We start from the raw sequence: 15,274 nt of genomic DNA, 5'->3' as shown, positions 1-15,274 counted from the left end.
GTGTTTTTAATATTGGAGATGATAATTGTGCAGAAAAACTGTAACACATTTATAATCAGTAGAGGTATAGTCAAATAGCCAGGTAGTTTTTAATAAGGTCAAAGAAAATTTATAGGGTTTAAAACAGTGTTAAAAGAGCCTTAAAATGAGATTAAAAGAGCATGATTAACAGTTTAAGATTCTTAACGGTTGTTTTAATAAATGAATAATCCTATGAAAAGATTATTATCACTAATTCCAATACTTGCAATAATGCAACTGTCATTTGCACAAGCGATTGAAAGAAAACAGAAAACGAATCTGGAATTTTATTATTGCGACCCGAATCATGTAAGTTATGATGCTTGTACAGCAAAAACAGAGGAGTTTTTCCTTTTCAGAACAAGAGACCTGGGCTGCGTTGTAAATAAAAAGGTTGAAAAGGCTTTAGAAAGAAATAATAAAAAGACGGACAAGAAGTTGAAAAAAATGTTTGGGTATAACTGGAGGCAACGGTTTAATGAGCGGGTAGATGAATGCAGAAGAGGCAAAAGTACCTAACTTTTGCCTCTTTGATTTTCAACATATGCTTTTTCTTCCTTAAATTCCCTTACACAGGCAGACCTTGACCATGGTCTTATAATCAATCTTGTAGCCCTGTCAAAAGTAAAATAGTTCCAGATCCAGTTTACAAATGTTGTTACCTTATTTCTGAAACCAATCAGAAAAAGTAAGTGCACAAACATCCAGACAAACCATGCAAATATCCCTGAGAATTTAAAATTTTTAAGATCCACTACTGCTTTATTTCTACCCACAGTAGCCATACTGCCCTTATCGTTGTAAACAAATGGTTTTAAAATGCCCCCTTTTAAAACAGTCTTCAGGTTAGCAGCTGTCAACTTGCCTTGCTGAATGGCAACCTGAGCGAGCATAGGATATCCTTTTGGAGTATTTTCACCGATCATCAAGGCCACATCTCCGATTGCAAATATATTATCATATCCTACAATTCTATTGTAACCATCTACAACATAGCGACCTGCTTTTATAGAATCTGGATTTAAACCCTCAAGACTATTTCCTGTAACTCCCGCAGCCCAAATGACAGTCTCAGAAAGGATTTCTGAGCCATTATGGAGTTTTAAATTAAACCCGTCAAAAGATTTTACCGCAGTATTTAAATGTACTTTAATGCCCAATTCTTCCAGATATTTCAAAGCCTTTTTGCCAGCATTATCTGACATTCCAAACAACAGTCTCGGACCAGCCTCTACAAGGTGAATTGCCATCTTAGAGAAATCAAGTTCAGGAATATCTTTCGGTAATACATACTTTCTCAGTTCAGAAAGTGCTCCAGCCAATTCAACGCCCGTGGGTCCGCCACCAACGATGACTATATCGACAGTGCTGCTAAATTCCTTAGGATCATCGATCAGCAATGCTTTCTCATAGTTTTGGAGGATTCTACTTCTCAGGTCAAGAGCTTCCGAAACTTTTTTCATAGGCATTGCCAGGGCTTTAAAGTCCTCCATTCCATAGTAATTAGTCTTTGATCCGGTTGCTATAACCAGAAAATCATATTTAAGATGACCTATAGATGTTTCAATGCAATTCTTTTCAGGATTAATTTTCTCCACTTCTGTAAGTCTGAAATAGAAATCGTCATAACCTTTAAATACTTTCCTTAATGGTGAAGCAATAGAATCCGGTTCAAGGCCTGCAGTAGCCACCTGATATAACAATGGCTGAAAGGTGTGATAGTTATGTCTGTCCAGAAGTACTATCTGGAACTTTCCTGAATGCTTCAGCTCCTTGATAAGCTCGATTCCGCCGAAACCTCCTCCTATTACTACAAGTCTGGGTTTGGTAGAATTTGGAATGTTCATAAATTGAATCCCTTTTTCAGAAGGATCACCCTTACCTTTCTCCGGCTGTTGAATAAAGTCCATATCTTAGTGCCATTATCTTTAAGAAGAACCGTATGAAAATGGCTAATGTTCCCCCAAGGACAGCAACAGTTGAAAGCAACATCGACTAAATACACAAAAAAATTGCAATGGGAACCTTTAAGCAAAGGTCAAGACCAAATAATCATTAAGAACAGGGGTTTTCCAAAAGATGAAAGGAAGAACTATTTAAGTTCTTCCTTTAAAAATTTCGCAGTATAGCTTCTTTTATCCTTTGCTACGACTTCCGGAGTTCCCTGTACTAAGATTTCTCCTCCCCCCGCTCCTCCTTCAGGACCAAGATCAATAATGTAATCCGCTACTTTAATCACATCAAGATTATGTTCAATAATAAGAACAGTATTTCCTTTGTCAGCAAGTTTATTAAGCACATCCAGTAAATGTCTTATGTCTTCGAAATGAAGACCTGTAGTAGGCTCATCAAGAATATATAATGTTTTACCTGTATCCTTTTTTGAAAGCTCTGTAGCCAGTTTAACTCTTTGCGCTTCTCCACCTGATAAGGTAGTGGCGTGCTGCCCGAGGGTGATATATCCGAGACCAACTTCAAACAGGGTCTGTACTTTTCGATGAATTTTCGGAATACTTTCAAAAAATTCAGTAGCCTGCTCCACAGTCATTTCAAGAACATCCGCAATGGATTTTCCTTTGTACCTGACCTCCAGGGTTTCTCTGTTGTATCTCTTTCCCTTACAGGTTTCACAGAAAACATGAACATCCGGAAGGAAGTCCATCTCAATTACTTTTAACCCTGCTCCTTCGCATGTTTCACAACGCCCGCCCTTTACATTGAAAGAAAAGCGACCGGGTTTATATCCTCTGATTTTAGCTTCCGGAAGCTGAGAGAAAAGATTTCTGATTTCGGTGAATACTTCAGTATAAGTTGCGGGGTTAGATCTTGGGGTTCTTCCAATCGGTGATTGATCAACTTCAATAACTTTATCAAGATGTTCTAGCCCTTCGACCTTTTTAAAGGTTAGTGGTTCCCTTCTTGAATTGTAAAAATGTTTGTTCAATATAGGGAATAATGTATCATGAATCAGTGAAGATTTCCCACTTCCTGAAACGCCTGTGATACAGATCATCTTTCCCAAAGGAAGTTCCAGGTTTACATTCTTCAGGTTATTCCCTTTTGCGCCAAGCAATTTCAGGTAATCACCCGAACCATCTCTTCTTTTCAAAGGGACTTCAATATTTAATTTTCCTTTTAAATACTTAGCTGTTAAGCTGTCTTTCTTAAGGAATTCATCTGGTGTTCCTGAAGCTACTACACTTCCTCCGTGACGACCTGCACCAGGACCTATATCCAGGATGTAATCGCATTCCATCATCATATCCTTGTCGTGCTCTACCACAAGAACAGAATTTCCAATATCCCTCAGATTTTTTAATGCACTTATCAACTTCACATTATCTCGCTGATGAAGCCCTATACTCGGCTCATCCAAAATATAAAGCACTCCTACAAGTTGAGTACCGATCTGCGTCGCAAGTCTGATTCTTTGGGATTCTCCGCCTGAAAGTGTTCTCATAGGTCTATCCAACATCAGATAATCCAAACCTACATCTACAAGAAATCCTATTCTCTTTTTAATCTCTTTTACTACCTCAGCCGCAATTTGCTTTTGTCTTGAGGTAAGTTTTTTATCAAGATTGGTAAACCAGGCATCAAGAGTGGAAATGTCCATTCTTGCAAGTTCTGAAATATTCTTACCGTTAATTTTGAAATGAAGCGATTCTTTCTTTAGCCTGGCGCCATGGCACTCCGGACAAGCATTGACAGTTGTATAATCACTCAGCCAGTCCTGTGTCTTTTCAGAACCATACTCCTGCTGTTGCTTCATAAAGTTGATGATCCCATCAAACTTAAAATTGTAAACGTTACCCGATGAAGCTTTCATCCGTACTGCCTCTTCGGTTCCATATAAAATGACATCCAATACCTCTCTTGGAATTTTTGAAACCGGAGTGCTTACATTCAGCTGGTATTTTTTCAGAATAGCTTCAATCTGCTTGAAGATCCAAATATCACGGTATTCTCCAAGCGGCTCAATTGCGCCTCTGCTTATGCTAAGGGAAGTGTCAGGTATTACGGCATCTTCAGTTATTTCTTCTACCTGACCTAATCCATTACAGACAGGGCAAGCTCCATATGGACTATTAAAGGAAAACATGTTCGGAGCAGGTTCATCATAAGAGATACCAGACTCCGGATCCATCAGGTATTTGGAATAGAATTTTGCCTGAGCATTTTTAGTTTCTTGCAAGAGCATAATTATACCCTTTCCATGTGTCATTGCTGTTTTGACAGACTGAGAAATTCTGAACCTGTCCTCTTCCCTTACAAGAACCCTGTCAATTACAATTTCTATGTCATGAATCTTATAGCGGTCTACCTGCATTTTAGGAACCAGCTCCATTAGTTCTCCATCGACTCTGACTTTGGTAAAGCCCATTTTTCTGATTTCCTGAAAAAGTTCCCTGTAGTGGCCTTTTCTTCCTTTAACCACAGGAGCCAGGATATTCAGCTTCTGACCATTAAAATTGTCTATGATATGCTGAAGTATCTGATCCTCCGACTGACGCACCATTTTATTCCCTGTAACATATGAAAATGCATCAGATGCTCTTGCATAAAGCAAGCGCATAAAATCATATATCTCAGTAACTGTGCCTACAGTTGATCTTGGGTTTTTGGAAGTAGTCTTTTGCTCAATGGAAATAACCGGGCTAAGGCCATTGATTTTATCAACCTCAGGTCTTTCCATATCACCTATAAAAGATCTCGCATAGGTGGAGAAGCTTTCCATATATCTTCTCTGACCTTCGGCATAAATGGTATCAAATGCAAGACTTGACTTACCACTTCCACTTATTCCGGTAATAACTACCAACTTATTTCTCGGAATAGAAAGGTCTATATTCTTCAGGTTATGTTCTCTTGCACCAAAAACTTCAATGTATTCAAATCCCGTAGAATCTGTAAAAGTTGTTTCTTTAGATTTTTTCACTTCGTTAACTCGCTCCACTGGCATAACAATTTCTATAAGGGAAGGTTCGCTTACCGAAACGCAAGTTAAAAGGAAAAAAGCAATAACGAGAATTCTCTTAATAGGAATTTTTAAAAGCGTCTGGTTCAAATTCACCAATTGATGCTCCGTTCATGATATTGCTAAGTTTGTCAACATCTTTATCAGGAATAAGCAGCTTGTTAGTGTCAACCTGAGGTTTCAGGGCTATACGGGTAGCTTCTAATGGAATGATTACTTCAAAGTTCATCTTTTTATCACTGACAGTCAATTTATTACCAAGAATCCAGGGATTGAATTCTTTTAATGTAACAAGGTCTGTTTTATGTAATCTTGCAAACTTGTCAAGGTTGGTGATGGAAGAATCCACTCTAACGAGTTTCATCTTTGGTCTCTGCTTCCGTAAAACAGTAATACCGTATTTAGCAGGATGATTAAGCAGATCTTTCATAGCTAAAACACGAAAGAGATATCTGGATGTCTCATCATTCAATGCCAGATCATAGTAAGAATTTACGCTCTGATTATTAAATGCTCTTTGTAACCCCCCAACTCCTCTGTTATAGGAAGCCGCTACTGAGGTCCAGTTTCCAAATACTTTGTATGATTTTTTAAAGAATCGACAAGCTGCTTTGGTAGCCCTGAAGGGATGATATCGCTCATCCACCTCTTCATTTACGATAAGGCCGAGTTCAAGAGCAGTAGGCTCGGTAAGCTGCCAGAAGCCAGCTGCTCCTTTAGGAGAAACTGAATTACTCAAATTACTTTCTGCAACAGCAAGGTATTTGAAATCGTCATGAAGACCATAAGCCTCCACTATCCTTGTGATTTCAGGGAGCCATATTCTTACATTTCTGAATAGAAGCCTTGTACTGGAGTTACTTTGTGTGTTAAGCTTAAGCTCTCTATAATATTTCAGATAGGCATCCGGGGACTTAAAATGTACCATCTCCCCGGCAAAAGTCATATCTTCAGGTATTCTTTTGATTTTTCGCTGATGCCGGAGTTGGTCTTCCGGTATGTATTCCAGCTTATGAGCAAGAGTGCCATAAAATCCTATTCCCGAAATACATACCAGTATACCTGTAAGTCCTATTGTTAAGCTTTTATTCAATGATTAGAAGTTAGGTTGCAACAGATATTTAGAATAGAAATCATCTATAGCCTTCACAGCTTCTGAAGGAGTATCCACAATCGTTACAAGACTCATATCTTTAATATCGATACAAGTTTCTTTAGTATACATGATTTGTTCAATCCAATCCATCAAGCCTTTCCAGAAAGACTTACCGACAAGAACTATCGGGAATCTTCCGATCTTTTTGGTCTGAATTAAAGTCAAAGCTTCAAACAGTTCGTCCAGTGTACCAAAGCCACCAGGCATTACAATAAAGCCTTGAGAATATTTGACAAACATCACTTTTCTCACAAAGAAGTGCTCAAAGTTAAGAATCTTATCACGATCTATATAAACATTGTGAAACTGCTCATGAGGGAGCTGAATATTAAGACCTACTGATTTTCCGCCTTCCATATGCGCACCCTTGTTTGCCGCTTCCATGATACCTGGCCCTCCTCCGGTTATTACGCCATAACCATGGCGCACCAGCTTGGCAGCAATTTCTACAGTCATCTGATAGTACGGATTATCCTGCTTGATACGAGCAGACCCGAATATTGACACACAAGGCCCGATTTTAGCAAGTTTTTCAAAGCCCTCGACAAACTCAGCCATAACTTTAAACACAGCCCAGGAGTCAGCGCTCTTTATTTCATTCCAGTCGCGCTCTTTGAATGCTTTTCTGATTTTGTTTTCTTCATCCACCCTCTGCTGCTCTTCATTGACAATTTTTAGATTTTTTGAAGGACTAGTTGGATTAGAATTTTCATTAGGTTCTCCAGAAAAATCATCTGATTTTAAAGGATTAGGTGATCTGTAGTCGTCCATAATTTAAAAAATTTTGTTCCTACCTCGATTATTTATCTACCTCCATTAAACGGATTTAAGGATCGTGTTGTTTTTAAAACCTTGGTCATATTTGGCCCACCGCCTTAAAATCAACAGATATTTAAGGAATTAAATATTTAGTTTTATGATAAAAGCTCCTGTAAAGTAGGCTTTAGTTCTTTGTATTTAAACTGAAAACCAGCATTTAAAATTTTTTCCTCTGAAATGTTGTTTCCTCCCAGCACCATTTCGGCCCTTTCACTACCTAACATCATCTTAAGGACAAACGAGGGGACATTCGGAAGCAGATGTTTCCCAAGTATTCCAGCAACTTCTTTCATTACTTCGTGATTTGTATCCGGATGAACTCCGGCAGCATTGTAAACTCCACTCATAGACTCATCTTCAATAGCCTTTATATACATATGGCAGAGATCATCTATATGAATCCATGAAATTAGCTGTTTTCCGCTACCCACAGCTGCTCCCATACTTTTATTTACTGTTTTTACCAATTGCTCCAAAGCTCCACCACCTTTGCTGAAAACAATTCCTGTTCTCAACTTCACAGTTCTGATTCCCAGACGTGCTGCGTTATCAGCGGCAGCTTCCCATTCTTCCGTTACCTTTGCTATGAAATCTTTTCCTTTAGGAGAGGTTTCTACTATCCTTTGATCTCCTGTATCTGCACCATAGTAACCAATGGCAGAGGCAGATATAAATGCCTTCAATGGATGATCAAGTTTCTTCAATGTATTAATAAGCAAATCCGCTGATTTTACCCGGCTATCTATTATTTCTTGTTTTACTTCATTTGTCCATTTGTGTTCAAAAACATTGGCTCCTGCAAGGTGTACAATATAATCTGCAAATTTTACCGCATTATCATCAATTGCACCGGTTTTAATATCCCAAACAAATGTTTTAATATCACCATTTCCAGTTGACCTGCTCAAATGTGCAACATCATAACCTTTTTCTTTGAGAATCTCAGTTAACCTTGATCCAATAATTCCCGTACCACCCGTAATTAATACTTTTCCTTTCATTCCATTATAGGGATTAAAATATTCAGGAAATAAAACAAAACTCTTTGATTAAATAATTTAAAGAAATTAATATTGTTTAGCAATTAATATTTAAACAAAAATCTTATGCAGAAAATAGTATTTACATTACTCCTATTTATTGCGTCCCAATTTGCTGTGGCTCAAAAAGTAAAAGTCAGCGAGTCAACTGAAACAATTGATAAGTTAGAAAGGTCAGGATTGTTTGTAGTAATTGACCTTGACCAGAAGATGGTGGAGAAAATGTGGGAGAAACAATTAAAAAGTTATGGTAAAACTGAAAGTTCTAAAGGCATCTATACTTCACCAGCTGCAAATGTTTCCAACATTTCTTCAAGCCCGGTTAAAATTGTATCAAAGGTAGAAGGCTCAGGAAAAGGTACAAAGGTATGGTGGGCAATAGATATGGGAACAACCCACGTAACCAAAGAATCAAACTCCAGTGCATACAAAGCTGCTGAAAAAATTTTATATGAATTCGCTCTGGAATGCTATAGAGTTGATATCAACAATCAGATAAAAGATGCAGAAAAAGCTTTAAGTTCTTCCGTTAAAAATCAGGAAAGAAAAGTAAAAGATGGAGAAAATCTTGTACGAGACATCGATAAAAACAAACAAGAGAAAATAAATCTTGAACAAAAACTAAAAGACAACGCTTCCGAACTTGAGCAACTGAAAAAAGATGTTGAGCAAAACAAGCTTGACCAGGCAGCTGCTGCAAGCGATGTGGAGAAGATGAAAAAAGCACTGGATGTAGTGAAGGGGAAACTTGACGATTTAAAGTAACATTGATTTACTATCTTTAACATATCCCGGTTACATTTGAAGGAAGTAGCCGGGATTTTTTTATTCTCAAAAAAATTCTCTCTTTACGCATGCGATATATAGTGACTACATACTTAAAAGAATCTCTGGTTACCTCCTATTCCCATTGAGGATTTAGAAAAGGAAGAGGCATCATAATTATCTTTTATGAAAGGATATAAATATTTTTATTTGCTATAGTGCCGATAATAGTGACAATGATTTATCCGGGCTTTCTATATTCATTTAGCTTTGGATGGCATACAACCATTGAAAATGAGGCCTCTCCAACAACTTTTATCTTGTTAGGAATTCTCTTATTTATCTCCTCTATATACGGGTTTCTTGACAGGGAAAAAAATCGTACTATTAAGTACCTTACTCTTGCTCATTTCATCATGATATTACTACCACTATTTTATATCTTATGGGGACCCGAGTTACTTTTCTTTTTCTTTGATAATGACATAAATAAATTACTATCTACATTGGGATTAAACTTTTTTATCAATGCAGATTTAATTACATATTCAATTCTTTTACTGAGTCAAATTATGTTCTTTATTAATCTCTTCATTATTGGAATATGGAAAACAGCCAACTGCCAACAGATAACACAGCAATAGTCCATAGCTTTTTCAACATAATCAACAGAGGATTTATCATAGAATTGCAACACAATCTGAACGGCCTTGCACAAGGCGCTAAATTGGTTTCTCAAAGGGATAAGAGCATATGGGAAATTAGAGCCAGAATCCTGTTCGATCATGCGATCGAAGTTCATAAAAAATTTGGCAATGAAAATTATGAATTTGTTCATATAAGCTTCAAAGATTTTAAAGATGAAGAGGCCTCTATCAATAACATTTTGCAAAAAGAATCTTTAGGTATTTATCAATACTTTATATTTCCTCAAGGGCATAATAATTTTCTGGATGCCATGGAAATATTAAACATGGCAGGCTCTTAACTAGGTCTGTTGAAGATTCACAAAAACAATTAGCCAGATTAAGCCGCTTTTACGTTACAGATTTTCATGAAAGGAAAATTTACTGCAACATTAATTGGTTTTGCATTTTCATTATTTAGCATCTTTACAGCACCGACATATCTTGTGCCTATATTAATTTCATTGCCAACAATTCTTCTTGAAGCTATTATCAAAGTGATACTTCCTAATGAGTCGGCCCAAACCAGTGGAACAGGTGTAATTCTTATACTGTCCTTTCTATTGGTTTTATCCTGTCTTTATCTTCATTACAGTATCACTGAGCAACTTAAGAAGGAGAAAAATATCAACATAAAATCATACTTCAAGAGTTTTACATTATTGCTCTTAATAGTTCATCCCCTAGGGTTTTATATTTACCTTTCACAAAACTGGAACATGGCAAATGACGGACAGATCATTATGAGCTTAGCAGTCAATTATTTCTATAGCAGCTTTGTATTTCTTGCATTAGGGCATCTGTGCGGATGCTTACAGGTATCTTTATCTAAAGTTTCACAAAGAATAAGTCGAAGAACAATATACCTTGAAATTGGCAAGGAGTACATGTTGGGGTCATTTAAAAAATTTCCACCCTAATAAAGTTTGCAAACCAGTACAAAAAAAGGAGATTATTTGAACAAACAATTGCTGTGGGTTTAAAATAAAAAAGCCGAAGCGTCCCTTCGGCTTTTTAATTTTAAAAGTCAATTACTAATGCAGGAGAGCCATTAATAATCATTTCCGGATATGGTTCAAAGTTCGACAACTCTTATTAATCCTGAGTTACACAAATATTATCAAAATGTTAAATTGAACTTCTGCCCCATCAGCTTCTCCCTTATATTATACCTTTCCTATGGTAACTTTTCTTAATATAGATTCGATGATCTGCCTGGTTGTCACACCATCTGCTTCCGCTTCATAGTTAAGAATGATTCTGTGATTCAAGACATCATAAGCAACAGACTTCACATCTTCAGGTAAAACGTAGTCGCGTTGATTTGAAAATGCGATGAATTTAGATGCCAGGTTCAGATTGATACTTGCTCTTGTAGAAGCGCCGTACTGGATGTATTCTGCTTCGTCATTCAGCCCATACTCCTTTGGTCGCCGGCTTGCAAATACAAGCTCTATAATATACTTTTCAAGACTTTCAGACATGTTCACCTTATTGATCTCATTTCTAATCAAAGCGATATCACCTTTATCAAGGATAGTTTTAGGCTCGTATCTGAAATTCATATTTGACATACGTCTCATAACCTCAAGCTCTGATTCCTTATCAAGATAATCAACATGAACTTTCATCATGAAGCGGTCCATCTGGGCTTCAGGCAATGGGTATGTTCCTTCCTGATCTACCGGGTTCTGAGTAGCAAGGACCAGGAAAGGACTATCCAGCTTAAATGTAGTTTCACCGATAGTTACCTGCCTTTCCTGCATAGATTCAAGTAAAGCAGCCTGAACTTTTGCAGGAGATCTGTTCACTTCATCTGCGAGTATAAGATTTGCAAAGATAGGCCCTTTCTTTACTTCAAAATCACTCTTGGCCTGATTGTAAATCATAGTACCAATGAGGTCAGCAGGCAGAAGATCTGGAGTAAACTGGATCCGGTTAAAATCCAGGTGTAAAACTTTAGCCAGGGTATTAACCATTAATGTTTTGGCAAGACCAGGAACACCTTCAAGCAATATGTGACCATTCGTAAATAGTCCTAAAAGCAGACGATTAAACATATACTCCTGACCAATCACCACTTTTCCTACTTCTTCCCTGACTTGTTTTAATTTAGTATATAATAACTCTGTACGCTCTTTATCTGTTATCTCTGCCATCAGCTCAATAATATTAATTTCTGTCTAAGGTAAATCCATTAGCAATTGCAACTTACCATTTTTTAAATATAAAGAAAACAGCCAGTATGAGCAATGAAAAGCCAACCACATAATTCCAGGCCAGCTTATCAGATTTAAAAACTAGAATTGCAAAGGCTGTAAAGACCGTAAGAGAAACAACTTCCTGTATGACTTTTAATTCAAATAATGAAAAAGGACCACCATTTTCCTCAAAACCAATACGGTTGGCAGGCACTTGAAAACAGTATTCAAAAAAGGCCATTCCCCAACTTATTATTATAACCCCAAACAAACCCAGCTTGCTGAACCAAGGCACTTTCTTAAAAAATAAATGACCATACCATGCAAGCGTCATGAATGCATTGGAAAGTATCAAAAGACCTATTGCCAGAATTCCTTTCATATATTATTTCGATTTTAACATATACAAGTTTAAATATCTTTAATCTCAAAATGAAAAAGTTTTTTCTACACACTTGGCCAAATGATACAAATGATTGATTTTCACAAGGCGAAGGGATTAACAATTGCAAAATCCTTAAGAAATAGTTTGTTTAGATATAGCATTATACTTTCTTTTTTGCTTTTAGCGTTGCAGAAATATTAAATTTGAAAAATATGGCACAATTCTTTTGAGCCAGAACCACTTAAAATATTAACATGAATAGATCTGCCTATCTCTATTACTATATATTAATTATACCTGTCTGGTTTTTGTTTAGCTGCGAAGGAGAAAGAGGAGGCAAAGAGCTTTTCATTCCAACGCATAAGCAAATAAAGCATACACATAACTACTATAAGAAAGGTGAGCGATTTAGATATAATGCAAGCTATGGTTTGCTTAATGCAGGAACATTGATTATTGAGAATGACAACAAACCACACTGGGTAGATAAGACTCCCTGTTATAGCGTAAGAGCCAACTGTAAGTTGAAAGGTGCGGCAGGATGGATGTCCAATCTCGATGATACCTGGGAAACCTGTGTAGACACCTTTGATTTGCTTCCTGTAAAATTTTCAAGACATCTTCAGGAAAACAAGTACCGCAAACATGAATTTTCCATTTTCAACAGACTTGAAAATAAAGTATTTGTAACTGATACAACTAGAAAAGAGAATATCAAAAATAAAACATTTGATATAACAGCTGACATGGAAGATATGATCAGTTCATTATATTTATTGAGAAATGCCAGTTTTAATTCGATGAAAGTTGGCGATACAATTGTGATAGATGTGTTTCTCGAAGAGAGTGCTTATAACATCAAAGTGAAGTACCTTGGAACAGAGAAGATAAAAAGTATATTTGGCAAAGGAACGGCCTATAAAATTGCTCCTATTCTTCCTCCTAATGGTCTTTTAAGTGGTGAGCTTCCGGTAAAAGCATGGATCACTAATGACGAAAGAAGAATTCTTCTTAAAGTGGAAGCTAATGTTCTGGTCGGCTCCTTAGATCTTGATCTTCAGGAATATTCAAAAAATTAACTTATTCTTTCACCACTAAAGTATCTGCGAAATAATCTCCAAGTCTTTGATTGTCGTCAGTTGTAATCAAAAGGTAGCCTTCAATAGCGAAGAACAATAAAGTAATGGATCCGGCAATATAAAACCATGAACCGGGATTAATATTTAAAAGTGCAGTAAAGAATACAAAGTTTCGCTTCAGAGCAGTTTTAACACTTATCCGGGAAGAATCATTTTTTAAAACCTCTATTTTAAAAATTTTTTTCCCTAAGGATTTATAGCCCAGAAAACGAAAATTATCCCTGAATATCAGATAAACCGTACTCGCCAGAGCGGCAATAAAACCAGGGAAGATGACAAAGAATATTGTATAAATCACTCCTGCAACTATATAATCGATAAACAGAGCAAGGATCCTTTCTACAGGAGATGCAAGTGTGTAATTATCGACAACGGTAATGGGTTCTTTCTCCATACTGAAGAAATAACCTGCCCGCATTAAATTAGTTTTGCATGCGTAAGCAACCAGCGGTTGGGAATCTCGCCATTATTGGCATCCTGGTAATCAGCATAGCTGCAGGGTACTATAGAATTCCTTGCAAATTTGCTTTTTCCCGAAGGATAAGGTACTTCAAGCCACCATTTTTCTGATTTTTCATTTTTATAGAAAACCAGTTTATGTGGTTCTTCCTGAAGAGAAACTATGTATTTGGTAAAATTAACACTGTTCAAATCCTTATCTTCCTGGCGTAGATAAAATCCTTCTATAAAATACCAGATCATCGTTGCAATCACACCGGCAGTCTGCCCTCTGAAATCAAGCTCAGGGTTATATTCATAAATCCCAAATGAACTGAGACGGGAACTAAGTCCTGCATACCAGCAAATTTGACAGGCTTCTTCACCAGTCAAACCAAAAGGTTGAGCATTCGCATTTCCCGGAGCGTCTGCCTGTTTGATAGAAGTAATATCAAAGCTTAGCATATCGGCATTTCTCACAACAGGCTCTATATCTTCCAGGCTTTCGCGTATCTGACCAAGCCTTCTTGTTTCAAAATAAAGTTTTTCCAGAACATTGATTGTTTCAGGATCTACAAGATAGGACTGGTGCGCAAGCTGACTGTAATGAAAAATAATATTAGGATCGTTGACCAGAATTTTATGTATATGATGGCGACTCATGTCTTCTCTGCTTGCTGCCATATCCACAAATGCATCCACATTAAGCATATTGATCACCTTTCCGGATGATTCATATCCTAAAAACTGTCCATAATCAAGATCATGTGTACCTCCGAATAAAACCGGAATGGTATTGTGCTGCATCAGCAATTCACAAACCTCTTTAATTCTCAGGTAACTTTCTTCAAGATTTACTCCACAACGGAGATTACCAAGATCAACGATTTTGTAAGCACCACCACCTCTTTTCAGGCTATATAATTTCTTTCTGATTTCATCAGGTCCGTTTTGGAGATTGTTATTGGTGGTGCTTCCCCTATCCTCCACAAGACCAATGAGTGCTATATCAGCCTCTTTCCAATCCGGGAAATCCTCACTGTAAAATTTAATGTTGTTTACGAATAGTGTAGGGTCGACAGAAGGCTTTTCTAAAGGCTCCTTGATATTATCAAAAAAGATTCTGAGATTCATGCAATAAGAAGATGACCAAAATTAGCAAAAACCCTTTAAAAGTGAAATCAATAATTTTTTCAAAAAAAATTAAAAAAAATTGGGTATATCTATTGACTTATTAAATCCATCTATTACCTTTGCAGTCCCATTAAGGAAATAACAAGCGGGAATAGCTCAGTTGGTAGAGCACGACCTTGCCAAGGTCGGGGTCGCGAGTTCGAGTCTCGTTTCCCGCTCAAATAAAACCCCGGTTACCGGGGTTATTTGTTAAATAGGGGTTGACTATTAAAAATCAACAACTTCCACTTAAAAATCTTTGCCGGGGTGGTGGAACTGGTAGACACGCAAGACTTAAAATCTTGTGTCCGCTTGGACGTGCGGGTTCAAGTCCCGCCCCTGGTACGAAAGCCTGAAGAGAAATCTTCGGGCTTTTTTTTATGGGTTCAAGTCCCCCCTTGATTACTGATCCAAAAAAACGGATCAATCGGAAAACCTGGGGAGCGATATAATTTTTTCAAGCATAGATAGGG

14 protein-coding genes and 2 tRNA genes are annotated in these 15,274 nt (G+C 37.1%); 7 read left to right on the top strand and 9 right to left on the bottom strand.

Translation table 11 applies throughout. The features are described 5' to 3' along the window. The first annotated feature begins 213 nt into the window (after positions 1-213). Complete coding sequence (locus MYP_RS04370; protein ID WP_156140312.1) at positions 214-540, top strand: hypothetical protein; 327 nt, start codon at positions 214-216, stop codon at positions 538-540. On the opposite strand, the gene MYP_RS04365 is transcribed toward MYP_RS04370, so the two are convergent. The 5 genes from MYP_RS04365 to MYP_RS04345 form a co-directional block, all read right to left on the bottom strand. After that, positions 537-1,931 (bottom strand): NAD(P)/FAD-dependent oxidoreductase, encoded by a 1,395-nt coding sequence (locus MYP_RS04365; RefSeq protein WP_231570005.1) that lies wholly within the window; start codon positions 1,929-1,931, stop codon positions 537-539. The genes MYP_RS04370 and MYP_RS04365 overlap by 4 nt on opposite strands. A 182-nt stretch (positions 1,932-2,113) precedes the next feature. Further along, positions 2,114-4,984 carry an excinuclease ABC subunit UvrA gene (gene uvrA / locus MYP_RS04360; RefSeq protein ID WP_081990432.1) on the bottom strand — a complete coding sequence of 957 codons (2,871 nt, stop codon included), beginning with the start codon at positions 4,982-4,984 and terminating at the stop codon, positions 2,114-2,116. Between the two features lie 73 nt (positions 4,985-5,057). Further along, positions 5,058-6,092: a lytic transglycosylase domain-containing protein gene (locus MYP_RS04355; protein WP_052429942.1), complete on the bottom strand. Its 1,035-nt coding sequence runs from the start codon at positions 6,090-6,092 to the stop codon at positions 5,058-5,060. A 3-nt stretch (positions 6,093-6,095) separates the two neighbouring features. Next, positions 6,096-6,926 (bottom strand): TIGR00730 family Rossman fold protein, encoded by an 831-nt coding sequence (locus MYP_RS04350; protein ID WP_081990395.1) that lies wholly within the window; start codon positions 6,924-6,926, stop codon positions 6,096-6,098. Between the two features lie 143 nt (positions 6,927-7,069). Next, positions 7,070-7,975: a TIGR01777 family oxidoreductase gene (locus tag MYP_RS04345; RefSeq protein ID WP_045459307.1), complete on the bottom strand. Its 906-nt coding sequence runs from the start codon at positions 7,973-7,975 to the stop codon at positions 7,070-7,072. A gap of 105 nt (positions 7,976-8,080) precedes the next feature. On the opposite strand from MYP_RS04345, the gene MYP_RS04340 reads away from it, so the two are divergent. The 3 genes from MYP_RS04340 (at position 8,081) to MYP_RS04325 (ending at position 10,385) form a co-directional block, all read left to right on the top strand. Further along, positions 8,081-8,779 carry a hypothetical protein gene (locus MYP_RS04340; RefSeq protein ID WP_045459305.1) on the top strand — a complete coding sequence of 233 codons (699 nt, stop codon included), beginning with the start codon at positions 8,081-8,083 and terminating at the stop codon, positions 8,777-8,779. Between the two features lie 604 nt (positions 8,780-9,383). After that, a complete protein-coding gene (locus tag MYP_RS04330; RefSeq protein WP_045459300.1) occupies positions 9,384-9,767 on the top strand; it encodes a hypothetical protein in 384 nt (127 codons plus the stop codon). A gap of 66 nt (positions 9,768-9,833) precedes the next feature. Continuing rightward, the gene (locus MYP_RS04325; RefSeq protein ID WP_045459294.1) at positions 9,834-10,385 is read left to right on the top strand and encodes a hypothetical protein; all 552 of its coding nucleotides are present in this window, start codon (positions 9,834-9,836) and stop codon (positions 10,383-10,385) included. Positions 10,386-10,631: 246 nt separating this feature from the next. Here MYP_RS04325 and MYP_RS04320 read toward each other — a convergent pair whose 3' ends face one another. Together MYP_RS04320 and MYP_RS04315 are read right to left on the bottom strand one after the other, a co-directional pair. Beyond that, the gene (locus MYP_RS04320) at positions 10,632-11,624 is read right to left on the bottom strand and encodes an AAA family ATPase (protein ID WP_045459292.1); all 993 of its coding nucleotides are present in this window, start codon (positions 11,622-11,624) and stop codon (positions 10,632-10,634) included. 52 nt (positions 11,625-11,676) lie between these two features. After that, complete coding sequence (locus MYP_RS04315; RefSeq protein WP_045459290.1) at positions 11,677-12,048, bottom strand: DMT family protein; 372 nt, start codon at positions 12,046-12,048, stop codon at positions 11,677-11,679. Between the two features lie 257 nt (positions 12,049-12,305). On the opposite strand from MYP_RS04315, the gene MYP_RS04310 reads away from it, so the two are divergent. Then, the gene (locus MYP_RS04310) at positions 12,306-13,130 is read left to right on the top strand and encodes a DUF3108 domain-containing protein (RefSeq protein WP_045459287.1); all 825 of its coding nucleotides are present in this window, start codon (positions 12,306-12,308) and stop codon (positions 13,128-13,130) included. A gap of 1 nt (position 13,131) precedes the next feature. Here the strand turns inward: MYP_RS04310 and MYP_RS04305 are convergent, their stop codons facing one another. After that, positions 13,132-13,608 carry an RDD family protein gene (locus MYP_RS04305; RefSeq protein ID WP_081990394.1) on the bottom strand — a complete coding sequence of 159 codons (477 nt, stop codon included), beginning with the start codon at positions 13,606-13,608 and terminating at the stop codon, positions 13,132-13,134. After that, the gene (locus tag MYP_RS04300; protein WP_045459283.1) at positions 13,608-14,762 is read right to left on the bottom strand and encodes a formimidoylglutamase; all 1,155 of its coding nucleotides are present in this window, start codon (positions 14,760-14,762) and stop codon (positions 13,608-13,610) included. The genes MYP_RS04305 and MYP_RS04300 overlap by 1 nt, the downstream gene beginning before the upstream one ends. Before the next feature lie 145 nt (positions 14,763-14,907). Here MYP_RS04300 and MYP_RS04295 point away from each other — a divergent pair. Both MYP_RS04295 and MYP_RS04290 read left to right on the top strand, forming a co-directional pair. Further along, positions 14,908-14,980: transfer RNA gene (locus MYP_RS04295), tRNA-Gly, on the top strand. A gap of 82 nt (positions 14,981-15,062) precedes the next feature. Next, positions 15,063-15,146 (top strand) — tRNA-Leu (locus tag MYP_RS04290). Positions 15,147-15,274: the final 128 nt, after the last annotated feature.

This window comes from Sporocytophaga myxococcoides, assembly GCF_000775915.1.
Lineage (GTDB): Bacteria > Bacteroidota > Bacteroidia > Cytophagales > Cytophagaceae > Sporocytophaga > Sporocytophaga myxococcoides_A.
Note: the sequence above shows the minus strand (reverse complement) of the source record. Positions and strands in the feature narration are given on the sequence as shown.

What these genes read in the sequence shown, in the direction of transcription:
- MYP_RS04365 (WP_231570005.1), bottom strand. Translation starts at nt 1,931, where the DNA reads ATGGACTTTATTCAACAGCCGGAGAAAGGTAAGGGTGATCCTTCTGAA.
- MYP_RS04370 (WP_156140312.1), top strand. Translation starts at nt 214, where the DNA reads ATGAAAAGATTATTATCACTAATTCCAATACTTGCAATAATGCAACTG.
- uvrA (WP_081990432.1), bottom strand. Translation starts at nt 4,984, where the DNA reads ATGCCAGTGGAGCGAGTTAACGAAGTGAAAAAATCTAAAGAAACAACT.
- MYP_RS04310 (WP_045459287.1), top strand. Translation starts at nt 12,306, where the DNA reads ATGAATAGATCTGCCTATCTCTATTACTATATATTAATTATACCTGTC.
- MYP_RS04340 (WP_045459305.1), top strand. Translation starts at nt 8,081, where the DNA reads ATGCAGAAAATAGTATTTACATTACTCCTATTTATTGCGTCCCAATTT.
- MYP_RS04345 (WP_045459307.1), bottom strand. Translation starts at nt 7,975, where the DNA reads ATGAAAGGAAAAGTATTAATTACGGGTGGTACGGGAATTATTGGATCA.
- MYP_RS04330 (WP_045459300.1), top strand. Translation starts at nt 9,384, where the DNA reads ATGGAAAACAGCCAACTGCCAACAGATAACACAGCAATAGTCCATAGC.
- MYP_RS04320 (WP_045459292.1), bottom strand. Translation starts at nt 11,624, where the DNA reads ATGGCAGAGATAACAGATAAAGAGCGTACAGAGTTATTATATACTAAA.
- MYP_RS04325 (WP_045459294.1), top strand. Translation starts at nt 9,834, where the DNA reads ATGAAAGGAAAATTTACTGCAACATTAATTGGTTTTGCATTTTCATTA.
- MYP_RS04305 (WP_081990394.1), bottom strand. Translation starts at nt 13,608, where the DNA reads ATGCGGGCAGGTTATTTCTTCAGTATGGAGAAAGAACCCATTACCGTT.
- MYP_RS04315 (WP_045459290.1), bottom strand. Translation starts at nt 12,048, where the DNA reads ATGAAAGGAATTCTGGCAATAGGTCTTTTGATACTTTCCAATGCATTC.
- MYP_RS04350 (WP_081990395.1), bottom strand. Translation starts at nt 6,926, where the DNA reads ATGGACGACTACAGATCACCTAATCCTTTAAAATCAGATGATTTTTCT.
- MYP_RS04300 (WP_045459283.1), bottom strand. Translation starts at nt 14,762, where the DNA reads ATGAATCTCAGAATCTTTTTTGATAATATCAAGGAGCCTTTAGAAAAG.